The 20,827-nt window shown below is 72.2% G+C and carries 20 protein-coding genes; 13 read left to right on the forward strand and 7 right to left on the reverse strand.

Translation table 11 applies throughout. The annotated features are described in order from the left end of the window. Positions 1 to 188: 188 nt before the first annotated feature. From vanH to ACFQ11_RS23825, 4 genes are read left to right on the forward strand one after another with little or no spacing between them, the layout of a single operon-like run. On the forward strand, positions 189 to 1,220 hold the full coding sequence (gene vanH, locus ACFQ11_RS23810) for a D-lactate dehydrogenase VanH (RefSeq protein WP_378302247.1): 1,032 nt from the start codon (positions 189 to 191) through the stop codon (positions 1,218 to 1,220). Beyond that, the gene (gene vanA / locus ACFQ11_RS23815; RefSeq protein WP_378302249.1) at positions 1,217 to 2,257 is read left to right on the forward strand and encodes a D-alanine--(R)-lactate ligase; all 1,041 of its coding nucleotides are present in this window, start codon (positions 1,217 to 1,219) and stop codon (positions 2,255 to 2,257) included. The genes vanH and vanA overlap by 4 nt, the downstream gene beginning before the upstream one ends. Beyond that, a complete protein-coding gene (gene vanX / locus ACFQ11_RS23820; protein WP_378302252.1) occupies positions 2,254 to 2,862 on the forward strand; it encodes a D-Ala-D-Ala dipeptidase VanX in 609 nt (202 codons plus the stop codon). Before vanA ends, vanX begins: the two co-directional genes overlap by 4 nt. Positions 2,863 to 2,920: 58 nt before the next feature. Then, complete coding sequence (locus ACFQ11_RS23825; RefSeq protein WP_378302254.1) at positions 2,921 to 3,577, forward strand: peptidase; 657 nt, start codon at positions 2,921 to 2,923, stop codon at positions 3,575 to 3,577. 110 nt (positions 3,578 to 3,687) lie between these two features. On the opposite strand, the gene ACFQ11_RS23830 is transcribed toward ACFQ11_RS23825, so the two are convergent. The 5 genes from ACFQ11_RS23830 to ACFQ11_RS23850 form a co-directional block, all read right to left on the reverse strand. After that, positions 3,688 to 4,761 (reverse strand): sensor histidine kinase, encoded by a 1,074-nt coding sequence (locus tag ACFQ11_RS23830; protein WP_378302256.1) that lies wholly within the window; start codon positions 4,759 to 4,761, stop codon positions 3,688 to 3,690. A 10-nt stretch (positions 4,762 to 4,771) separates the two neighbouring features. Beyond that, on the reverse strand, positions 4,772 to 5,467 hold the full coding sequence (locus ACFQ11_RS23835) for a response regulator transcription factor (RefSeq protein WP_378302258.1): 696 nt from the start codon (positions 5,465 to 5,467) through the stop codon (positions 4,772 to 4,774). A gap of 94 nt (positions 5,468 to 5,561) precedes the next feature. Further along, complete coding sequence (locus ACFQ11_RS23840) at positions 5,562 to 6,752, reverse strand: hypothetical protein (protein WP_378302260.1); 1,191 nt, start codon at positions 6,750 to 6,752, stop codon at positions 5,562 to 5,564. Then, positions 6,749 to 7,597: a phosphate/phosphite/phosphonate ABC transporter substrate-binding protein gene (locus ACFQ11_RS23845; protein WP_378302262.1), complete on the reverse strand. Its 849-nt coding sequence runs from the start codon at positions 7,595 to 7,597 to the stop codon at positions 6,749 to 6,751. Before ACFQ11_RS23845 ends, ACFQ11_RS23840 begins: the two co-directional genes overlap by 4 nt. Next, on the reverse strand, positions 7,588 to 8,766 hold the full coding sequence (locus ACFQ11_RS23850) for an acyl-CoA dehydrogenase family protein (RefSeq protein ID WP_378302264.1): 1,179 nt from the start codon (positions 8,764 to 8,766) through the stop codon (positions 7,588 to 7,590). The genes ACFQ11_RS23845 and ACFQ11_RS23850 overlap by 10 nt, the downstream gene beginning before the upstream one ends. Before the next feature lie 132 nt (positions 8,767 to 8,898). On the opposite strand from ACFQ11_RS23850, the gene ACFQ11_RS23855 reads away from it, so the two are divergent. The 5 genes from ACFQ11_RS23855 to glgX all read left to right on the forward strand — a co-directional run bounded on the left by ACFQ11_RS23855 (position 8,899) and on the right by glgX (position 15,469). Further along, positions 8,899 to 9,459: a DUF4262 domain-containing protein gene (locus ACFQ11_RS23855; RefSeq protein WP_378302266.1), complete on the forward strand. Its 561-nt coding sequence runs from the start codon at positions 8,899 to 8,901 to the stop codon at positions 9,457 to 9,459. Positions 9,460 to 9,473: 14 nt separating this feature from the next. Next, positions 9,474 to 10,052 (forward strand): GNAT family N-acetyltransferase, encoded by a 579-nt coding sequence (locus ACFQ11_RS23860; protein ID WP_378302269.1) that lies wholly within the window; start codon positions 9,474 to 9,476, stop codon positions 10,050 to 10,052. 210 nt (positions 10,053 to 10,262) lie between these two features. Then, positions 10,263 to 10,931, forward strand: coding sequence for a hypothetical protein (locus tag ACFQ11_RS23865; RefSeq protein WP_378302271.1), 669 nt, complete (start codon positions 10,263 to 10,265; stop codon positions 10,929 to 10,931). Between the two features lie 11 nt (positions 10,932 to 10,942). Next, a complete protein-coding gene (locus ACFQ11_RS23870; RefSeq protein WP_378302273.1) occupies positions 10,943 to 13,252 on the forward strand; it encodes an N-6 DNA methylase in 2,310 nt (769 codons plus the stop codon). Between the two features lie 126 nt (positions 13,253 to 13,378). Then, positions 13,379 to 15,469 (forward strand): glycogen debranching protein GlgX, encoded by a 2,091-nt coding sequence (gene glgX, locus ACFQ11_RS23875; protein ID WP_378302275.1) that lies wholly within the window; start codon positions 13,379 to 13,381, stop codon positions 15,467 to 15,469. Between the two features lie 29 nt (positions 15,470 to 15,498). On the opposite strand, the gene ACFQ11_RS23880 is transcribed toward glgX, so the two are convergent. Further along, entirely contained in the window at positions 15,499 to 15,900 is a 402-nt protein-coding gene (locus ACFQ11_RS23880; protein ID WP_378302277.1) for a hypothetical protein, read from the reverse strand. Between the two features lie 116 nt (positions 15,901 to 16,016). Here ACFQ11_RS23880 and ACFQ11_RS23885 point away from each other — a divergent pair, with 116 nt between their 5' ends. Next, on the forward strand, positions 16,017 to 16,751 hold the full coding sequence (locus tag ACFQ11_RS23885) for a pyrimidine reductase family protein (protein ID WP_378302279.1): 735 nt from the start codon (positions 16,017 to 16,019) through the stop codon (positions 16,749 to 16,751). Here the strand turns inward: ACFQ11_RS23885 and ACFQ11_RS23890 are convergent. Further along, a complete protein-coding gene (locus ACFQ11_RS23890; protein WP_378302281.1) occupies positions 16,730 to 17,425 on the reverse strand; it encodes a dihydrofolate reductase family protein in 696 nt (231 codons plus the stop codon). The genes ACFQ11_RS23885 and ACFQ11_RS23890 overlap by 22 nt on opposite strands. Before the next feature lie 62 nt (positions 17,426 to 17,487). On the opposite strand from ACFQ11_RS23890, the gene ACFQ11_RS23895 reads away from it, so the two are divergent. From ACFQ11_RS23895 to ACFQ11_RS23905, 3 genes are all read left to right on the forward strand, one after another. Next, positions 17,488 to 18,579, forward strand: a complete 1,092-nt coding sequence (locus tag ACFQ11_RS23895; RefSeq protein WP_378302283.1) for an ATP-dependent DNA ligase — start codon at positions 17,488 to 17,490, stop codon at positions 18,577 to 18,579. 99 nt (positions 18,580 to 18,678) lie between these two features. Beyond that, entirely contained in the window at positions 18,679 to 19,251 is a 573-nt protein-coding gene (locus ACFQ11_RS23900) for a TetR/AcrR family transcriptional regulator (protein ID WP_378302285.1), read from the forward strand. Positions 19,252 to 19,321: 70 nt separating this feature from the next. After that, the coding region (locus tag ACFQ11_RS23905; protein WP_378302287.1) for an alpha/beta fold hydrolase at positions 19,322 to 20,827 on the forward strand (1,506 nt) is incomplete at its 3' end.

The following is a 20,827-nucleotide window of genomic DNA, read 5'->3' on the forward strand; positions in this document are numbered from 1 at the left end:
GGCGACCGGCGTTAGGCGGCCGGCGACCGGCTGTTCGGCGGTCTCGTCGCCTGCGATGCCCGCCGCTGACGACCCGCCACTGGTCGTCGCGCAGGCCGGGCTCCGAACGCCACCGCTCGGGCGGCATATCGCCCGCATATCGAAAACCACATACGCCCTGGCAACACCGCGATGCCTTGACTTGAGGCATGGTCCACAGCGAAGTCATCGCGGACGGCCGCGCCCGATCGCCCGCCGCTTCGTCCCCCACGGCCGACCCGGCGACGGGGATCACGGTCTTCGGGTGCAGCCGGGACGAAGCCGCCTTGTTCCGGGAGGCGGGCACCCGACTCGGAGTGTCGACGACCATCACCGAGGCGGCCGTCTGCGAGGCCAATGCCGAATTGGCGCGCGGCAACCGATGCATCAGCGTCAGCCATAAGAATCGGATCACCAACTCCACGCTTCTGGCACTCAGCGGAGCCGGTGTGGAGTACATCTCCACCAGAAGCATCGGGTACGACCATATAGACCTGGCATACGCGGAACGCGTCGGCATTTCGGTGGGCAACGTCGCCTACTCACCGGACAGCGTGGCCGACTACACGCTGATGTTGATGCTGATGGCCGTGCGCCACGCGAAATCCACCGTCCGCCGTACCGACTCGCATGATTACCGGCTGAGCGAGACCCGCGGCAAAGAGCTGCGGGACCTGACCGTCGGCGTGGTCGGAACGGGGCGCATCGGCACCGCGGTCATCGACCGGTTGCGGGGCTTCGGCTGCCGCGTGCTGGCCCACGACAGGCGGCCTGACTGCTGCGCCGGTCACGTGCCTCTCGACGAATTGATGGAGCGGAGCGACATCGTCACGCTCCACACTCCGCTCACCCCGGACACACACCATCTCCTCGATCGCCGACGCATCGAGCGGATGAAGCCCGGCGCGTACATCGTCAACACGGGCCGCGGACCGCTGCTCGACACCGAGGCGCTCCTCGCCGCGCTGGAAGGCGGGAGGTTGGGCGGTGCGGCGCTGGACGTCCTCGAAGGAGAGGAAGGAATCTTCTACACCGACTGCAGAAACAAGCCCATCGAGAACAGGGCCCTGGTGCGGCTACAGCGCCTGCCGAATGTGCTGATCAGTCCGCACTCCGCCTATTACACGGAGCACGCCCTCAACGACACCGTCGAAAACAGCCTCATCAACTGCCTGAACTTCGAAAGCAGGAAAACAGCGTGAACAGATTGAAAGTCGGAATCATCTTCGGAGGCGCCTCCGAAGAACACCTCGTCTCCATCAAGTCGGCGCGAGAGGTGGCGAAGAACCTCGACACCGCCAGGTACGAACCGTTCTGGATCGGCATCACGACCGGCGGTGACTGGAGGCTCTGCGACGGACCTGACTCGGGTTGGGAGCATCGCGACGCCCGTCCGGCCGTGCTGTCGCCCGACAGAAGCCTGCACGGCCTGCTGGTCAGGGAGCAGGAGGGCTACGAGACCGTGCGTCTCGACGTGGTCTTGCCCGTGCTTCACGGCAAGCTCGGCGAAGACGGCGCGATCCAAGGCCTGCTGGAGCTCTCCGGCATCCCCTACATCGGCTGCGACGTCCAGAGCTCGGCCGTGTGCATGGACAAGGCCCTGGCCTACACGGTCGCCAAGGCCGCAGGAATCTCCACGCCGGACTTCTGGGTCGTCGAGGAGGACGAGAAGGTCGATCCCGACCGTCTTCCTTACCCCGTCTTCGTGAAGCCCGCCCGTTCGGGTTCGTCTTTCGGCGTCAGCAAAGTCTCCCGAGGGGACGAGTTGGCCGGTGCGCTGAGCGAGGCGCGGCGGTACGACCAGAAGGTCCTGATCGAGGAGGCCGTGGCCGGCGGCGAGGTCGGTTGCGCGGTCCTCGGGGAGCGGTCCGGCCTGATCACGGGCGAGGTGGACCGGGTCGACCTCTCGCACGGATTCTTCAGGATCCACCAGGAGGACTCTCCCGAGACCGGATCGGAGAACTCGACCTTCATCGTTCCCGCCGACATCTCCGAAGAGTCGCGCCGGCTCGTCCGAGAGACCGCCGAGGCCATCTACCGGGCCCTGGGCTGCAAGGGGCTCGCCCGCGTCGACATGTTCCTCACCGATGACGGACGAGTGGTGCTCAACGAGGTCAACACCATGCCCGGCATGACCTCCTACAGCCGCTATCCGCGGATGATGGCCGCCTCGGGACTGCCGCTCTCCGACGTGATCGACCGGCTCGTCTCGATGACGATCCACCGGAAGACGCGATGAACGACGACTTCGTCTACATCGACGACCGGGTGCCGGGCGTCCGCTGGGACGCCAAGTACGCCACTTGGGACAACTTCACGGGCAGGCCCGTCGACGGGTACCTCGCCAATCGGATCGTCGGGACCCGGTCCCTGTGCGCGGCCCTGGAGCAAGCACGCGAGAAGGCGGCGTCCCTCGGCTTCGGGCTGCTCCTCTGGGACGGGTATCGCCCCCAACGCGCCGTCGACCGCTTCCTCCGCTGGTCGGAACAGCCCGAGGACGGCCGGACCAAACCGCGGCACTACCCGAACATCGACCGGTCCGAGATGGTCGAGCACGGATATGTGGCCGCGAGGTCGGCCCACAGCAGGGGCGGCGCCGTCGACCTGACGCTCTATCACCTCGCCACCGGTGAACTCGCCCCCATGGGCGGTCGCCACGACCTCATGGACCCGATCTCACGCCATCGCGCCCGAGGAATAACTCCGGCCGAGGCCCAGAACCGCGAGCTTCTCCGTTCCATCATGGAGGACTGCGGGTTCGATCGATACGACTGCGAATGGTGGCACTACACGCTGAGAAACGAGCCCCATCCCGATGTCTATTTCGACTTTCCCATCACCTGATCGAAGTCTCCATTGCATCTCGCAGTGGGGAGATCTGGAACGCAACGACGAGGTCGTCATGCGGCGCACCGAGCCGTCCGGGCTGGAGGTCTTCCTGGGCGGTACCGATCCATCGCGACCGCACGACTGGGCGTCCGACGGATACCGCTCACGCGAGGAGTACCTGTTCTGGTCCCGCAAGGTCTGCGGCCTCGCGTGCCTGCAGTCGCTGCTCCTGGGCTGGACCGACGTCCGGCTGCCGATGAGGGAACTCCTCGCGCAGGCCCTCGACCGGGGCTGCTACGTGGCGGAGCCCTCAGGCAAGGTCCAAGGACTCATCTACCGGCCTTTCATGGCCTGGGTCGGCTCACAGTTCGGATTCCACTGCGAACTGGTCGAGAATACGCCGATTCACGTATCCGGCCGAGAGGTGCGGCCCGGGCAGGTCATGATCGCCTCGGTGTCTCCCGAGATCCGCGACCCCGGCACCCGCGCCCCACTACGAGGAGGCCACCTTGTGCTGGTCTACGCGGTCGAGGACGGGGTGGTGCGGTTCCACAATCCGTCGGGGTATTCACACAACTCGGATTCCACCTCCCTGCCATTGCACGTATTCGAGCGGTTTCACGCGAACCGGGGAATCTTGATCGCAAAGACATCATGGTGCGAGGCGGATCGGCACCCCGTGCCGTCGTCGCAGGCGGCCACTCGGCAGGACGCATCGAGGCCCCGATGAACGTCGCCGACGCGTTGCGCAGGCCCCGCCGGCGGGGCCTGCCGATCGTCGTCCACGAGGCGGACGCCCTATCCAGAGCGGCCGACCGGGCCGGAACCTCGCCCCGCTTTCTACGAGGCCCGCCGAGCCGGCGCGGGCAGCCGTACCGTGACGCAGAGCCCGCCCCCGGCGCGCGGCGTGAGCGAGAGCGTCCCGTCGTGCGCTCGGGTGATGCTCTCGACGATCGCCAGGCCGAGGCCGGCACCTGCATGGTCGCCGCGGACGCGTCCGGTGCCGCGCTGGAACGGCTCGGTGAGGGTGGAGACCACGTGCGGGCTGAGCTCGCCGCCGGTGTTCTCGACCGTGAGCACGGCGCCCTCAGGGCCGGCGGCGGTGCCGACCTGAACGCCGCCGGACTCCGGCAGGTTGTGGACGATCGCGTTGTGCAGGAGGTTCGTGGTCAACTGCAGCAGGAGCGCATGGGACCCGACGGTCGGGGCGATCTCCCCGGAGGTCTCGATGGCGACGCCGTGCTTCTCGGCGAGCGGGAGGAGCGTTTCGGTGGCTTCTTCCGCGATGAGAGACAGGTCGACCTCGTCCCGGGCGAAGGAGCGCCGGTCGGTGCGGCCGAGCAGGAGCAGCGCCTCGGTGAGGTCGATCGCCCGGGCGTTGACGGCGCGGAGGCGTTCGTCGACCTCGCTGGTCTCCCGGTTCGAATCGTTCCGGGCGACGTCGAGCAGGGTCTGCGTGATCGCCAGTGGAGTGCGCAGCTTGTGGGAGGCGTTGGCCGCGAAGCGCTGCTGCTCGGCGACGTGCGCCTCGAGCCGCGCGAGCATGCCGTCGAAGGCGTCGGCGAGCTCGCGGAACTCGTCCTGGCGCCCTTCCAACTCGATCCGGTGAGACAGCGAACCCCTCGCGGCCGTGCGCGTGGCGTCGGTGATGCGGGTCATCGGGGCCAGCATCCGGCCGGCGAGAATCCACCCTCCGGCGAGACCGAACACCAGGAGGAACACGATCGCGCCGGCGGCCGTCGGCGCGAAGTCGCGCAGCAGCTCCGTGCCCGAAGGCGCGATCACGACCTCGCCGGCGTCCTGTGCCCTCTCCCGGTAGCCGCCCAGGAACGCCGCGAACGCCCCGAGCAGCACGGCGCCGGCGAGCATGAGGAAGCCGGCGTAGCTGAAGGTGAGCTTGAGGCGAACGCTCAACCCGGGCGCCCTATCCACGTTCGCCTCCGCCGCTCCCGGCGTCCGGTCCCGTGTCGATGCGGTAGCCGACGCCGGGCACCGTGGCGATCAGCCAGGGTTCGCCGAGCCGCTTGCGCAGTGCGGACACCGTGATGCGCACGGCGTTGGTGAACGGGTCGGCGTGCTCGTCCCAGGCCCGTTCCAGGAGCTCTTCGGCGCTGATGACACCGCCTTCGGCGGCCACGAGGACTTCGAGCACCGCGAACTGCTTCCGGGTGAGCGCGACGTACCGGCCGTCCCGGTAGACCTCGCGGCGGAACGGGTCCAGCCGCAGGCCCGCGAGCTCCCGCACCGGCGGCCTGCTGTGGGCGCGCCTTCGGTCGAGCGCCCGGAGCCTGAGCACGAGTTCTCTGAGTTCGAACGGCTTCGTGAGGTAGTCGTCGGCGCCGAGCTCGAACCCGGTGGCCTTGTCGTCGAGCCGGTCCGCGGCGGTGAGCATGAGGATCGGCGTGCCGGTGCCGGAGGCGACGATGTGCTCGGCGATCTCGTCACCGGAGGGCCCCGGGACATCGCGGTCGAGGACGGCGACGTCGTAGGCGTTGACGCCCAGCAGCTCCAGAGCGGTGTCGCCGTCACCGGCGATGTCGGCCGCGATCGCTTCCAGGCGCAGCCCATCGCGGATGGCCTCCGCCATATAGTGCTCGTCCTCGACCACCAACACGCGCATGCTCTCGATGCTACGAGCAGGCACGTATCGTCGGCATATCGAAAACCACGTACGGGTTGACAGCCGCGCGCCGGCCCGCCCACCGGCGCGTTCGCTACATGAAGTTGCGGGTGTGCAGGGCGGACAGCTCCGCCGCCTCGTCCGGCGGGAAGCCGAGCCGTTCCAGCCGGTGCCGCCGCCCGTCGTCCATCTCCGCGCGGAGCCGCCGCACCGCGCGGTGACCGGACGCGATTCCCGCGGGCGTCCACTCCCCCGCCGCGAGGACGACGAGCGAGTCGAACACGTCCGCGTTCAGCCCGGCCGTGTCGCGCAGCGCGTCGTGCCGCCGCTCGACCGCGCCGCGCAGCCCGCCCCGCAGTCCCGGGTCGAGCTTCGCCCGATGCTCCAGATGGGCGACGCCGAACGCCACGTGGCGCGCCTCGTCCTGCCGGGCCAGCCGGACGGCCGCGCGCGTCACGGGGTCGGGCGCGTACCGGTCGAGGAACGACAGCAGGTTCAGGAACGCGCCCTCGCCGAGGACCGACAGCAGGAACGACGCGAGGGAGAAGTCCGGTTCCGCCAGCAGCGTCGCGAGGGAGGCGCGGCCGCCCGCCGACGACGTCCCCATCTCCCCGCCGCGCAGCAGCGCCCGCCGGGTGAACACCTCCACGTGCCGCGCCTCGTCGGCCGCCTGGACGGCCAGCAACTGCAGGACCTCGCGGAAGTGCGGGTGGATCCGGGCGAGGAGCCGCGCCGGGACGACCAGCGCCGCCTGCTCGTTCTCGACCAGGTACGTCATCACCTGGACGACCGCCCGTTCGACCTCGGCCGGGATCTCGAATCCGGCGTCCCACGGGACGGCCGTCGCCGGGTCCCACTGGGCGGCCGCGGCGTGCGCGTAGAGGCGCGGCGCGACGTCGGCCCACACGGCGTCGCGGTCGGCCAGGTCGGCGCCGGGCGCCGGACCGCCCGGCTCGACCAGCGCCCCGCGCGCCGCGAGCCCCCAGCGGGGGTCCGGGCGCCGCACGACCCCGCCGGGCGCGCCCGCCCGCTCGGCCCCCGCCCACCGGTCGAGGTCGGCCCGCCCCCGGACGATCCGGCCCCGCACCCGCGTGGCGGCCGGGTCGCCGGGCGGGACGAAGCGGTGGCCCTCGCGGCGGCACCAGGCGGGCAGGTGGACGGCCAGCGCCGGGTCGGTGCCCGCGACCACCAGTTCCTCGCCGGGCTCCAGGTCCGCCAGCGCGCGGCCCACCAGAAGGTGGGCGCCGTGCTCGAACCCCAGGTCGTCCAGGTCGAGGTGCCTCACGGGGTGTAGCCGCGCGCGGTCACCCGTCCGTCCGCGTCGTAGAAGCCGGCCTCGTCGACGGCCCGCTCCAGCGCCGCGTAGCCGTCGTCGCGGCCGTCCTCCCAGGACTTGAGGCCCTCGAGGTCGAGCAGCGGGCGGGCGTCCGGGTCGGCGAAGCTCATCGACAGCAGCAGCCCCGCGAACCGTTCCGCGGCCTCGTCCGGCACCGAGTCGGACACCGTCAGGTTGCAGTGGTCGTAGGGCGGGGTCTGCGCGAGCACCCGGGTGGTTCCGGCGGGCAGGACGCCCTCGGCCCCGAACAGGAGGTGGTTCGCGTCGACCATGCAGGCGGCCGCGACCTCGCCGGACGCCAGCGCCGCCGCCGCGTCCCGCTCCCCGCCGACGTGGTCGCCGTGCAGGCCGGCGCCGGCGTCGAACCGGCGGACGGCCACGTCCGTCCCGGGGACCAGGCCGTGCGTCCGCAGGTACGACAGCGGCAGCAGCGTGGCCTGCGGCGAGTCGACGGCGCCGACCGCGACCGTCTCGCCCTTCAGGTCGGCGACGGACGTGAACGGCGACCCCTCGCGCACCACGATCACCGAGGTGAGGTCGCGGTCGGTGTCCCGCATGACCAGCGGGCGCACGCGGCGGCCGCGCGCCTCGGCGAGGCGGCGGGCCCGGACCCAGGCGAGCGGCGAGTTCCACGCCGCGTGGATCCGGCCGAGGGTCAGGTCCTCGACCTGCCGCTCGTAGTTGGAGTACAGGACGAAGTCGAACGCGAACCCGCGCGCGGCCAGCCACGCGCGGAACCCGGTCCAGATCGTCACGACTTTCGGGTCGTAGGCGACCGCCCCCATCAGCAGCATCGGGTCTCCTCTCCGAACAGCGGCAGGCCGAGGCCCGCCCGGGCGACGAAGTCGTGCAGCGCCTCGGTCGTCGGCGCCATGACGCGGGACGCCAGCGCATCCCGGAAGCGGCGCTCGACCGGCGTGCCGCGGACGAACGCCGACCCGCCGCACAGCCGCAGCACCCCGTCGGCGACCTCGGCGGCCGCCTCCCCCGCGACGGCCTTGACCTGCAGGACCCGCAGCGTCGCGTCCGCGCGTCCCGCGTCGAGCGCGTCGAGGCTGTCGCGCAGGAACGCCCGGGACTCGTCCACGCGGATGCGGAGCCGGGCGTACGCGGCGCGGGTCGCCGGGTCGTCCGCCGGGGTCCGCCCGAGGTGCTCGAGGCGGGTCCGGGTCATCCGGTCGCGGGCGGCGTCCATGAGCGCCTCCATGACGCCGAGCGAGAACGCCCCGCTGAGCAGGAGGAACGCCGGGAGCGCCGTGCCGAGCGCGATGTCGAGCCCGGCGCCGTCCGCGCCCAGCATCGCGCCGGGCGGGACGCGGACGCCGTCCGCCGTGACGGGGCTCGACGCGTTGCCGCGCAGGCCCAGCCCGTCGAACGGCCCCTCGACGGTCAGCCCGGACGCCCCGGACGGCACGTGCCACAGCGTCATCGGGCCGGACGCGGCCAGCGGGCGGCTCGACCACACGTACCCGTCGGCCTCCCCGGCGGAGGTGACGAAGCTCTTGCGGGCGTCCAGCCGGACGTCCGGGCCCGCGGGCGCCGCGGTGCCGAGCGGCGCCCAGAAGTGGCTGCGCGACCCGGTCTCGGAGAAGGCGAGGGTGGCCAGGTGCTCCCCGGCGGCGATCGCGCGGCGGACGTCGTCCGGTCCGTGCGCCTCGAGCACCGCCGTCGCCGCGTAGTGCATGAGGACGATCATCGCCGTGGACCCGCAGGCCCCGGCGAGCCGTTCGACGACCCGGGCGGCATCGGCGAGGCCGCGCCCGGCGCCGCCGGCGTCCGGTGAGCTCAGCAGGCCGAGGGCCCCCGCTCCGGCGAGCGCCGCGATCCCCTCCCGGGGGAACGCGCCGGTCTCGTCGATCCGGGCGGCGTCCGGGGCGATCACGGTTTCGATCACGGCGTCGATCCGGGGGCCGGGCGCCGCGTCGTCGGCGGCTCGGGCGTCGGGCATGACGGCAGAGGTCACAGGGTTCTCCCACGTTCGGCGGGCCGCCGACGCAAGATCATCGGCGGGGGCCGTAGAGTGCTGTTCCTCCGTCCGCGCGGTTCAAACGGCTCGCCGCCCGCGGCGTGCGCGGGTCGCCGTAAGCTTGCGGGTATGCCCGACGGTCCGCCCCCCTGCGCGTGCGTGCTCTGCCACGACTACGGCGACCGGGACCGGCTGGACAACTTCCTCCTCCGCACCATGGTCCACATCACCCAGTACGGGTGGAGCGTCGTGCTGAACCATCCGGACGAGCGAGGCCCCGGGTGGGCGTACACGATCGGGCTGTGGCACAGCCTGCGGGCGCCCGAGCTGGCCATGTTCGGCGGCGACGTCTACGAGATGGAGGAGTCGCTCGATCTCCTCGGCCGGCAGGCCGCCGACGGCCGCCCGCCGACCGAGGGCGAGCGCCGCGACGGCGTCGTCCGGGACCGGCCCGCCGGGTTCCGCACCGTCGACCGCCGCTGGTACGAGGCGCTGCTGCCCGGCGCCGTCGCGTTCTACCGGCGGACGCCGCCGCCGTTCCTGCAGGTCCTGTGGCCGAACGCCGACGGCCTGTTCCCCTGGCAGCCCGGCACCGACCTGCCGTTCCGGCGCTCGCAGCCCTGGCTGTGGCTGTCTCCCGGGCAGCACTCCCCCGGCGTGTGGACGCGGCGCCTGCCACCGGGGCCGTGACGTAGGATCGGCGGGTGTACGGGCCGATCGCGGAGACCATCCGGACGCAGCGGCTCGTCCTGGAGCCGCCCGCGCCGCACGACGCCGACGAGATGGCCCCCGTCCTGGACGACCGCCGCCTGCACCGCTACATCGGCGGCGAGCCCCTCACCCGCGACGAGCTCCGCGAACGGTACGCGCGCCTGGCCGCGGGCCCGTCCCCGTTCCACCAGGAGTACTGGCTGTACTGGATCGTCCGCCGCGCCCGCGACGGCCGGGGCGTCGGGTACGTCCAGGCGACGGTGCGTCCCGCGCCCGGCCGCTACACCGTCGCGCCGCCCGCGTCCGGGTCGGAGGTCGTCCCGGCGCCGCCCGCCACGGTCGCGTCGGTCGCGTGGGTGATCGGTGTGCCGTACCAGGGGTTCGGCTTCGCGACCGAGGCCGCCCGCGCCCTGCTCGGCTGGCTCCGCGCCCGGGGCGTCGACGAGATCGTCGCGCTGATCCACCCCGCCAACGGCCCGTCCGCCGCCGTCGCGACCCGGCTCGGGCTGCGCCCCACCGCCGAGACCGCCGACGACGAAACCGTCTGGCGCCTCCCCCAGCAGAGCTGTTAACAGATATGAGCATGCCCAATGCAGTTGCGGTCGTGAGATCAAGGCTCTACCGTGGGCGCAGGCAGTCATTGAGGCGTCGGAACCATGTTCACAACGACGCCGAACAGAGCTATGCCCCGGGCGGCATGCTTCGCAGAGGCGGACCCGGGGCTTACGTCGCAAGTGTAAGCACCCGGTCGGCTCCCCTGCAAGTTTCGAGAAGAGGTCGCCATGCGCAGCCAGCCCCCCGTTTGGCTCGACCACGCGCTGTCACGGCCACGCTTGGCTCCGTACATCGAGGCCGCGGGCGGCGACGCGGCGGGAGCCTGGAAACTGTACTGCTGGAACATCCAGGTGTCCGCGGCGTTCTACGGGCCCCTCCACTGCCTGGAGGTGAGCCTACGCAATTCGCTCAACGACCGGTTGAAGGAGGCCTACGGGCGCACAGACTGGTGGACGACGGCGCCGCTCAGTCCCAACGGCAATCTCAAAGTGGCGCAAGCACGGGAAAACGCCCAGCGGAACATCGGACGCGGCCGCCCACTCGTCCCAGACGACGTGGTCGCCGAACTCACCTTCGGCTTCTGGGTCGGGCTGCTCAGCCGTCACCACGATCGCAACTTCTGGGTACCGACCCTGCATCGCTCGTTCCCGCACTTCAGAGGGCGCCGCAATGCGCTGCACCATGACTTCTTCTCCATGCTGTTGTTCCGCAACCGCGTCATGCACTACGAGCCGATCCACCACCGCGACCTGGACATGGATCACAGGACGCTGTACCGCCTGTTGGAATACATCGGGCCGGAGTTCGCCGCCGAAGCACGGCGGATGGACCGTGTGCCCTCGATCTTGCAGAACCGCCTCCACGCCTGCAGCGGAGACAGGACGCCGAGTTTCTAGGTGAAGAAGCCGTGATCAATCCGTCGACGCTCGTATCGTCGAGCGACATCGCACGGCGGGCCGGGGTGCAACGAGCCGCCGTGTCGAACTGGCGGCGCCGACATGCGGATTTTCCTGCCCCCGTCGTGCGCTCACCCGGGGAACTGTTCAAGGCCGAGCAGGTCGCCATCTGGCTGGGGCAGCGAGCGATCCCCGCCGGGAGCCGTCGACCGGACGAAGCGGAGGGCACCACCTTCGGCGACCGTTTCCGCGGCACATTCGATCCATCGGGTCGTGACGGCCGCGCGGAAGACGTCGACCCCCGCGCCACCGAACGTCGCGAACGTCGTTCCGAACGGTCACTCCGCTCTGACCGTGCGTTCGACCGGCCGCGGCGCGACGGACGAGCGAACGAGATCGCGACACGCCTGATGAACTGGCTGTGGCGGCTGCGCACCATTGGCGACCCGGCCGCGCACGCCGACGTGCTGCTGACCGCCCTTTATCTGCGAGCGGCCGCTCCGCAGGGATGGGACGAACTCGTCCGACGGTGGCGGGAGCGGAGCACCGGCTCTATGGACGACCTGGAGCACGCCCTTCGCGGCCACGTGGCCCGCGACCGGCAGCTCATGGACATGCTGTGGGAGCCTCGATGGTGGGCGGAGTCGCCCTTCCTCGGTCCCCGGAACCTGTCCGACCTGATCGACCTGCTCGCCACGACCGAGGGACTGAGCGACAAGGAGGTGGCAAGCGAGGTCGCCGCCGAACTGACGGAACGGATCGCGGCCTGGGAGGGGCATCGGGGCGGAGAATTCCACACCCCGCGATCCGTCGCCGACCTCTTGGCACGCCTGGTCGACCCGCAACCCGGCGAGCATGTGCACGATCCGTGCTGCGGCACCGGCGACCTCCTGGTCGCGGCAGCCGCCCGTCTGCCGTCCGGTTCCGTCCCGATGCTGAGCGGAAGCGCGCTGTCACCACGGCCACTGCTACGTGCAGGGCTCAACCTCGCCCTCCATGGCCTCCGCGCCGACCTCGCCCCGAACGCTCTCGCCAGGATACGCGGCGGCCCGTTCTCGGCGGGCCCGTTCCACTGTGTGATCTCCAATCCGCCCTTCGCGATGCGCGAGTGGACCACACCGGGCCCGTCCTCGCCGGGGCACTGGCGTTACGGGGATCCTCCCAAGAGCAACGCGGACTTCGCCTGGCTGCAGCACATCATCGGCTCGCTCACCCCGGAAGGACGCGCCGCGGTGGTGATGGCGCCCGGCAGCACATTCCGTGGAGGGAGGGAGCGTTGGATTCGCATGGCGATGCTCGAGGACGGCGTCGTCTCCTGCGTCATCCGGCTCCCCCAGGGCCTCTTCCACACCACGAACATCCCCGTCACCGTGTGGGTCCTGGAAAAGGGGCGATCGCCGGGCTCAGACGTCCTTCTCATTGACGCCACCGATGTCGCACCGGACGACTTCGGCGAGATCGTCGACGCCTACCGTGATCGGCGGACGTGCGAACGGTCTCGTTCACGCATCCCGGCTCGCGCATGTTCGCTCGGCGAATTGCGCGACGCCGATTACCGGCTCGACCCGCGCGCTCTCGTCTCGACCCGGAAGACCGACTCCGCGGGACGCGAGCGCATTGATCACCTTTCGGAACGGGCCGCCATCGACCGCCTCGTCCGGCGCAGCGTGCTTCTGGACGCGAAGATCACCCAGATCGAGCCGGTGGCGGCCGACGCCATGGATGGTCCCCACGCGTCGCGGTGGCCACGTCGGTCGCTCGGCGACTTGTGCTTGATCCGCACCGGTCCGGCTCGGATCCCTTCCGGGACCGCAGCCGACGCTCCCGTGGTGACCGCCCGGCAGATCAAGGATCGTCGGGTGCACGACGAGGATCTGCAATACGCGTCTGCGCGGTTCGCCGAGACGTCTTCCCAGTATCGGTTGCGGCGTGGCGACGTTGTCTGCATCCGCACGGGCTCGATCAGCCGCGCCGCCCTCATCGACGCCGATCATGAGGGCTGGATTCTCGGACGCGGCTGCCTGCTCCTTCGCCCCGGACCGGGTGTCCGCCCCGGTTACCTGCTCCATTGCCTGAGTCATCCGCAGGTGGACGACTGGGTGGCGCGCCGGGCGTCCGGAAGCGTCATGCCGACCATCAGCGTGCAACGGCTGCGCGAGCTGCCGATTCCGGTGCCGCCCCGGGCGCGCCAGGACGAGATCTGTGCGCTGCTCGACGCCATCGACGAGAAGGCGGCGCTGCACGCCGAGATCGTCCGCCGAACGCAGCGACTGCACGGGGCGGCGCTGACCGCGCTGCTCGGGGACGCCCCAACGGGATGACACTCTGATATCGGGCGGTGGCGGGCGGGCCGGACACGGGTAGGTCAGAATCGGCTGCGCAGTGGCGCGCGGGACGAGACGGCCGGGACGAGACGGCCGTGCCGAGACGGCGGGGAGTGGGAGAGCATGCTGGAGGTCTGGCCCGGGGATCCGTACCCGCTGGGCGCCACCTGGGACGGCACGGGCACCAACTTCGCACTGTTCTCGGAGGTGGCGCGGCGGGTCGAGTTGTGCCTGTTCGACGAGCGCGGCCGCGAGACGCGGTACGAACTGCCCGAGGTGGACGGGTTCGTCTGGCACGGGTACCTGCCGGGCGTCGGGCCCGGACGCCGGTACGGGTACCGGGTGCACGGCCCGTTCGACCCGCGCGAGGGGCACCGCTGCAACCCGGCGAAGCTGCTGCTGGACCCGTACGGGAAGGCCGTCGAGGGCAACGTGCGGTGGCACGAGTCGCTGTTCTCGTACCGGTTCACCGACCCGGACGTCCTCAACGAGGACGACAGCGCCCCGTACATGCCGAAGAACGTGGTCGTGAACCCGTTCTTCGACTGGGGCGACGACCGGCCGCCGCGCGTCCCGTACCACGAGAGCGTCATCTACGAGGCGCACGTCAAGGGCCTGACGCGGCTGCACCCGGGGATCCCGGAGGAGCAGCGCGGGACGTACGCGGGGCTGGCGCACCCGGTGATGATCGACCATCTGCTCGACCTCGGCGTGACGGCCGTCGAGCTGATGCCGGTGCACCAGTCGGTGCCCGAGCACGCGCTGGTCGCGCGGGGCCTCGACAACTACTGGGGCTACAACACGATCGGGTTCTTCGCGCCGCACAACTCCTACAGTTCGTCCGGCCGGCTCGGCGAGCAGGTGCTGGAGTTCAAGGCGATGGTGCGGGCCCTGCACGAGGCGGGAATCGAGGTGATCCTGGACGTCGTCTACAACCACACCGCCGAGGGGGACCACCTCGGGCCGACGCTGTCGTTCCGGGGCATCGACAACGCGTCCTACTACCGGCTGCGCGACGACGACAAGCGCTACCACCTCGACTACACCGGCTGCGGGAACTCGCTGAACGTGCGGAGCCCGCACGCCTTGCAGCTCATCATGGACTCGCTGCGGTACTGGATCCTCGACATGCACGTGGACGGCTTCCGCTTCGACCTCGCGTCCGCGCTGGCCCGCGAACTGCACGACGTTGACCGGCTCGCCGCGTTCTTCGACCTCGTCCAGCAGGACCCGGTCGTCTCGCAGGTGAAGCTGATCGCCGAGCCGTGGGACGTCGGCGAGGGCGGCTACCAGGTCGGCAACTTCCCGCCGCTGTGGACCGAGTGGAACGGCAAGTACCGCGACACCGTCCGCGACTTCTGGCGCGGCTCGTACGCGACGATGCCGGAGTTCGCGTCCCGGCTGACCGGTTCGTCCGACCTGTACGAGCACAGCGCGCGGCGCCCGTTCGCGTCGATCAACTTCGTGACGTGCCACGACGGGTTCACGCTGCACGACCTCGTCTCCTACGACCACAAGCACAACGAGGCGAACGGCGAGGACAACCGGGACGGCACGGACGACAACCGCTCGTGGAACTGCGGGCACGAGGGCCCGACGCGGGACCCGGCCGTCCGGCGGCTGCGCGCCCGGCAGAAGCGCAACTTCCTGGCCACGCTGTTCCTGTCGCAGGGCGTGCCGATGCTGTCGCACGGGGACGAGCTGGGCCGCACGCAGCGGGGCAACAACAACGCCTACTGCCAGGACAACGAGCTCGCGTGGGTGAACTGGGACGACGCCGAGGACGTCGAGTTCGTCCGGTCCCTGTCGCGGCTGCGGCGCGACCACCCGGTGTTCCGGCGCCGCCGGTTCTTCACCGGGACCGGGACGGGCGCCGCCGCCGACATCGCCTGGCTCACCCCCGCCGGGGAGATCATGACCGACCAGGACTGGAACGTCGGGTTCGCGAAGTGCCTCGGCGTGTTCCTCAACGGCGACGCCATCACCGAACCCGACCGGCGCGGGCGCCGGGTCCGGGACGACTCGTTCCTCCTGCTGATCAACGCCGGCCCCGACCCCCTGGAGTTCACCCTCCCGGGGGCCGAGTACGGCGAGCGCTGGACGCACACGCTGGACACCGCCGAGCCCGGCGGGGTCGGGGAGCGTCCCCTCGCCAAGGCCCGCGCGACCCTGAAGATCGCCGACCGTTCCCTGTCGGTGCTGCGGCGCGTGTAGCGCGGGCCGTCCGGCGGCCGCCCGGCGGGTCAGGTCGCGGCGGTCACCTCCATCGCGGTCAGGAACACCAGGACGACCGTCGCGACGGCCACCGCGCCGTGCACGGCCACGGCCGCAGCCGGGAACGCCTGCTCCGCGCCGCGCGCGTGCCTGCCCCGGCCGACGAGCCAGCGGGTGAACAGCAGGAAACCCTGCAGGACGACCACGATGAGCGCGGCGAACGCCCACCATGCGTAGGCCGGTTCCCCGGTGGCGAGGTACCCGATCCAGAGCGCCAGGCCGCCCGCGGCGGCCAGCGGATGCCCCACGACGACGAGCCGCGGGAAGCGCGTCACCTTGGTCGCGAGTCCCCCGTGCGCGATCCAGGTGATCAGTAGATAGCCGCCGGCGAGTGCGGCGAGGACCCATGCTGCGAGCGCAGCGAACTCCACCCCTGCTCCCTTCTGAGATTCTCATGTCCCCGACGGCAGTGTCGCCCGCCCATGACGCGGATATGAGCAATTCGCACAGATCGCCGCTTCCGGCCGTGCACTACCGTGAGATCCCTATGCGGCCACTGACGTCTTCGCCCGAGCCCGTCGATCTCGCCGAGCAGTACGCGTACCCGTCCGATCCCCCGCCCGGGGGGATGTGGCTGCGCGCCAACATGGTCGCGGGCCTGGACGGCGCCGCCCAGCGCGACGAGCGCAGCGGGGGCCTCGGCAACGAGGCCGACCGGCGGCTGTTCCTGCTGCTGCGCGGCCTCGCCGACGCCGTGATCGTCGGCGCCGGGACCGTCCGCGCCGAGGGGTACGGGCCGGTCCGGCCCGTACCCGAGTGGGGCGATGTGCGGGACGGACGGCCGCCGGTGCCGCCGCTGGTGATCGTCTCCCGGTCCCTCGGCCTGGACTTCGACGGGCCGGTGTTCACCGGGGCGCCGGTCCCCACGATCGTGCTGACCTGCGCGGACGCCGACCCGGAACGGTTGCGCGCGGCCCGCGGGCGCGCCGACGTGATCATCGCCGGGGAGCGGGCCCTCGACTTCGGCGTCGCGTTGCGGGCCCTCGCGGCGCGGGGCCACCGGCGGCTGCTGTGCGAGGGCGGCCCGGCGGTCCTCGGCCAGATCGCCGCCGCCGGCCTCCTCGACGAGCTGTGCCTGACGCTCAGCCCGATGCTGCTCGGCGGCGACGCGCTGCGGATCCTCGACGGCCCGAGTGTGCCCGACCCGGCGTGCTGGCGGCTCGCGCACGCCCTCACCGAGGAGGACTTCCTGTTCCTCCGCTACACCCGCGCCACCCGGTAGCGGACGAACAGCACACCCTCGTCGAGGTACAGCGCGGCCGGGTCCACCGGGATCTCGGCGGGCAGCCCGGTGAGCAACGGCGTGCGCGGGCCGTGCAGCGCGGGCGCGATGTTGAGGCACAGCTCGTCCACGAGGGACGCGCGGAGCAGCGCGGTGGCCAGGCCGGGCCCGCCCTCGCAGAGCAGCCGCGGCCCGAACTCGGCGTGCAGGAGCCGGACCGCCTCCGGCAGGTCGACGTCGTCGTCCCCGGCGGCGATCACGGGAACGCCGGACGGGACGTGCGCGCGCGCACGCTCGGTGGTGACGACCACGGTCGGGGTCTCGGCCTCGGTGAACAGCGGGAGCGTCCAGTCGAAGCCGGGCGAGCGGCTCACGACCACGATGGGCGCGGGCGGGCCGCCCCGGCGCGCGCGCAGATCGGCGCGGAGCCGCGCCGGGCCGAGCCGTCCCGTCCGTACGGTTCCGGCGCCGACGACGATCGCGTCGGCGAGCGCCCGCAGGGTGCGGAACACCCGGAAGTCGGCCGCGCCGCCGAGCCCGTCCGTCCAGCCCTCGGCGTCGGTGACCGAGCCGTCCGCGCTCATCACCATGCCGACGCGCAGGCCGGGCGCGTCGCCGTACTCGACGTAGGGGTCGGCGCCGTCCATCGCGGGTTCGGGCAGCAAACGGCGCATGAGCTGCACGTTATCGGACCCCGGGGGCGCATCCTGTCGGTGGCCGGGCGCAAGATGGGGGCATGGACCTGCCGATCAGTCCGCCGTTCTCGCCGATGCTGGCCAAGGCGGTCAAGACCATGCCCCGGGGCGACCTGCTGTACGAGCCGAAGTGGGACGGGTTCCGCTGCGTCGTCTTCCGGGACGGCGACGAGGTGGAGCTGTCGAGCCGCGGCGAGAAGCCGCTCACCCGGTACTTCCCCGAGCTGGTGGAGGCCGTGCGGCGGGAGCTGCCGGAGCGCTGCGTGGTGGACGGCGAGATCGTCATGCCGCGCGGCACCCGGCTCGACTTCGACACGCTGCAGCAGCGCATCCATCCGGCCGCGTCCCGGATCAAGCTGCTGTCGGAGCAGACCCCGGCGTCCTTCGTGGCGTTCGACCTGCTCGCGCTCGGCGACGAGTCGTACCTGGACGAGCCGCTCGGCGAGCGCCGGCGGCGGCTCGTCGACGCGCTCGCCGGGGCGAACGCGCCGATCTTCGTCACCCCCGCCTCCGACTCGTACGAGCTGGCGCTGCGCTGGTTCGACGAGTTCGAGGGCGCGGGCCTCGACGGCGTCATCGCCAAGCCGCGCGACCTGCCGTACGAGCCCGACAAGCGCGTCCAGTTCAAGGTCAAGCACGAGCGCACCTGCGACTGCGTCGTCGCGGGTTTCCGGTGGCACAAGTCCGGGCCGATCGTCGGGTCCCTGCTGCTCGGCCTCTACAACGACAAGGGGCACCTGCAGCACGTGGGCGTCGCGGCGTCGTTCACGATGAAGCGCCGCGCGGAGCTCGTCGAGGAGCTGCAGCCGTACCGGATGGAGGACTACGAAGGCCACCCGTGGGCCGAGTGGGCGCGGCAGACCGAGGCGACGGTCGACCGGATGCCGGGCGCGATCTCCCGCTGGACCGGCAAGAAGGACCTGTCCTGGGTCGCACTGCGTCCCGAGCTGGTCGTGGAGGTGGCCTACGAGGCGATGGAGGGCGACCGGTTCCGGCACACCGCCCGCTTCCGCAACTGGCGCCCCGACCGGACGCCGGAGTCCTGCACGTACGAGCAGCTCGAGGTGCCGGTGGCCTACGACCTCGACCAGATTCTCGGGGGCTCCGCGACCAGCCCCCGCACCGACCGCTGAGACGCCCGCCCGCGCCGCGGGCGGGCGAGGGGCCGGGCCGGTGCGGACACGGCCGGGCGGGAGTGGACGGGGTATGTAGACCGGTCTAGTCTTCGTCGTATGGCCGGCAGAGGGGATGCGACGCGGGCGCGGCTGATCGACGCGGCGCGCACGCTCGTCGAGGAGCGCGGGTACTTCGGCGCGGGACTGAACGACGTCATCGCGGCCGGGAGGGCGCCGCGCGGCTCGCTGTACCACCACTTCCCCGGCGGCAAGGACCAGCTCGTCGCCGAGGCCCTCGCCGTGTCCGGGCGGGAGGTCACCGAGCTGATCGCGGGGCTCGCCGCGGAGGCGTCCGACACCGCGGAGCTGATCGAGGCGGTGCTGGACGCGCTCGCGGACCGGATGGAGGCGGCCGGGTACGCCAAGGGGTGCCCGATCGCCGCGGTCGCCCTCGAGGCGGCGTCGGGCAACGACGTCCTGCAGCGGGTGTGCGCGGACGTCTACGGCGGCTGGGAGCGCGCGCTCGCGGACCGGCTGATCGCCGACGGCCACGCGCCCGGCCGCGCCGACGACCTGGCGGGCTCGCTGCTGGCGCTCGTCGAGGGGTCGCTCGTCCTGGCGCGGGCCCAGCGCAGCCGGACGCCCGTGGAGAGGGCCCGGCGCTCCGCGCGGACGATGCTCGGCTCCTGATCCACCGGCCCGTGCGGCCGTCGCTCTCGCACGTCCCCGAATTATGCAGATCGGTCTACTAGGAGGAGTCATGGCCCCTCGACCCGACGCCCTCGTCGTCGGCGGCACCGGCCTCATCGGCCGCTGGCTGACGGCGGAGCTGCTCGCCCGCGGCCGGGCGGTCGCCGCGACGGTCCGCGGCGGCCCGGCCCGCGCCGACGGGCTGCGCGGGTGGCTGCGCGACCACGGCGCCGACGACCGGGCGCTCACGATCGTCGCGGCCGACGTCACCCGCCCCGGGCTCGCGCTGTCGCCCGCGGACGACGACCGGCTCCGGGCCGTGCGGGACGTCTTCGGCACCGCGGCCGTCTACCGGTTCGGCATGGGCCGGGACGAGGCCCGGCGCGCCAACGTCGACGGCGCGCTGAACGTCGCGCGCTGGGCGGGCGGGCGCCCGCGCCTGCGCCGCCTCGTCCACGTGTCGGGCTACCGCGTCGGCGCGGCGGACGCGGCGGGCCCCGCGCACGGGTGGGACGGCCTCTACCGGCGGCACGGCGCGTACGAGGCGTCGAAGCGCGAGGGGGACGCGGCGGTGCGCGACCTGGCCGAGCGGGAGGGCGTCCCGCTGACCGTGGTCAACCCGTCCGGGGTCATCGGCCACTCGGTCACCGGCGAGGCGGGCCAGTACATCGGCCTTGCGGACCTGGTGGAGAGGCTCTGGACGGGACGGCTCCCCGCGCTCGCGGGGACGCGGCGCACGTTCGTCCCGGTCGTGACCGTCGATCACCTCGCGCGGTTCATGGCGGCCGTGCCCGAGCACGACGACGGGCCGTTCCGCGCCCACTGGGTCCTGGACGGCGCCACGCCGGAGCTGCCCGAGCTGATCGGGGGGCTGGCGCGGCATCTGGGCGTGCGCGCGCCCCGTGCCGTCGTTCCGGCCGGGCTGGTGCGGCGGCTGCCGCGGGCGCTCACCGGGGTCGAGCCCGAGACGCTGCCGTTCCTGTCCGAGGACCGCTACGACACCGCGTCGGCCGACGCGCTGGCGCGCGCCGCCGGGTTGGCGCACCCGCCGGTGACGGACGCCCTGCACGCGTGGGCGGACCGGCTCGTCGCGGAACGGTTCGGCCGTGCCCGGCCGCCGCTGCCGGGCGGTTTCCGCGCCGCCGGGCGCGCCAGGACCTACGTCGCGGGCGACCGCCGCTCCCCCGCGCATGTGCTACTGCACGGCCTGCCGCTGGACGGCGAGTCCTGGCAGGGCGTGGCGGCGGAACTGGACGGCCCCGCGCTGGTCGCCGACCTGCCGGGCCTCGGCCGCTCCGCCCCGTCCCCGGACGCCCCGGACGGCTGGCTCGCGGACCTGCTCGCGCCCGTGGCGACCCGGCCGGTGATCGTCGCGCACTCGGCCGCCGCCGGGCCCGCCCTCCGGTACGCGCACGCCCGCCCGGAGCGGGTCGCGGCGCTCGTCCTGGTGTCGCCCTACTTCCTGCAGCGGCGGCCGGGCCCGCACCTGCGCGCCCGGGCGATCGTCGGCCCGGTCCTGCGGACGGCCACGCCCGCCCGGCTCGGCGGGGCGGTGCTCGGCCGCGCGGCGCCGGAC

The organism is Actinomadura sediminis (assembly GCF_042675525.1).
GTDB lineage: Bacteria > Actinomycetota > Actinomycetes > Streptosporangiales > Streptosporangiaceae > Spirillospora > Spirillospora sediminis.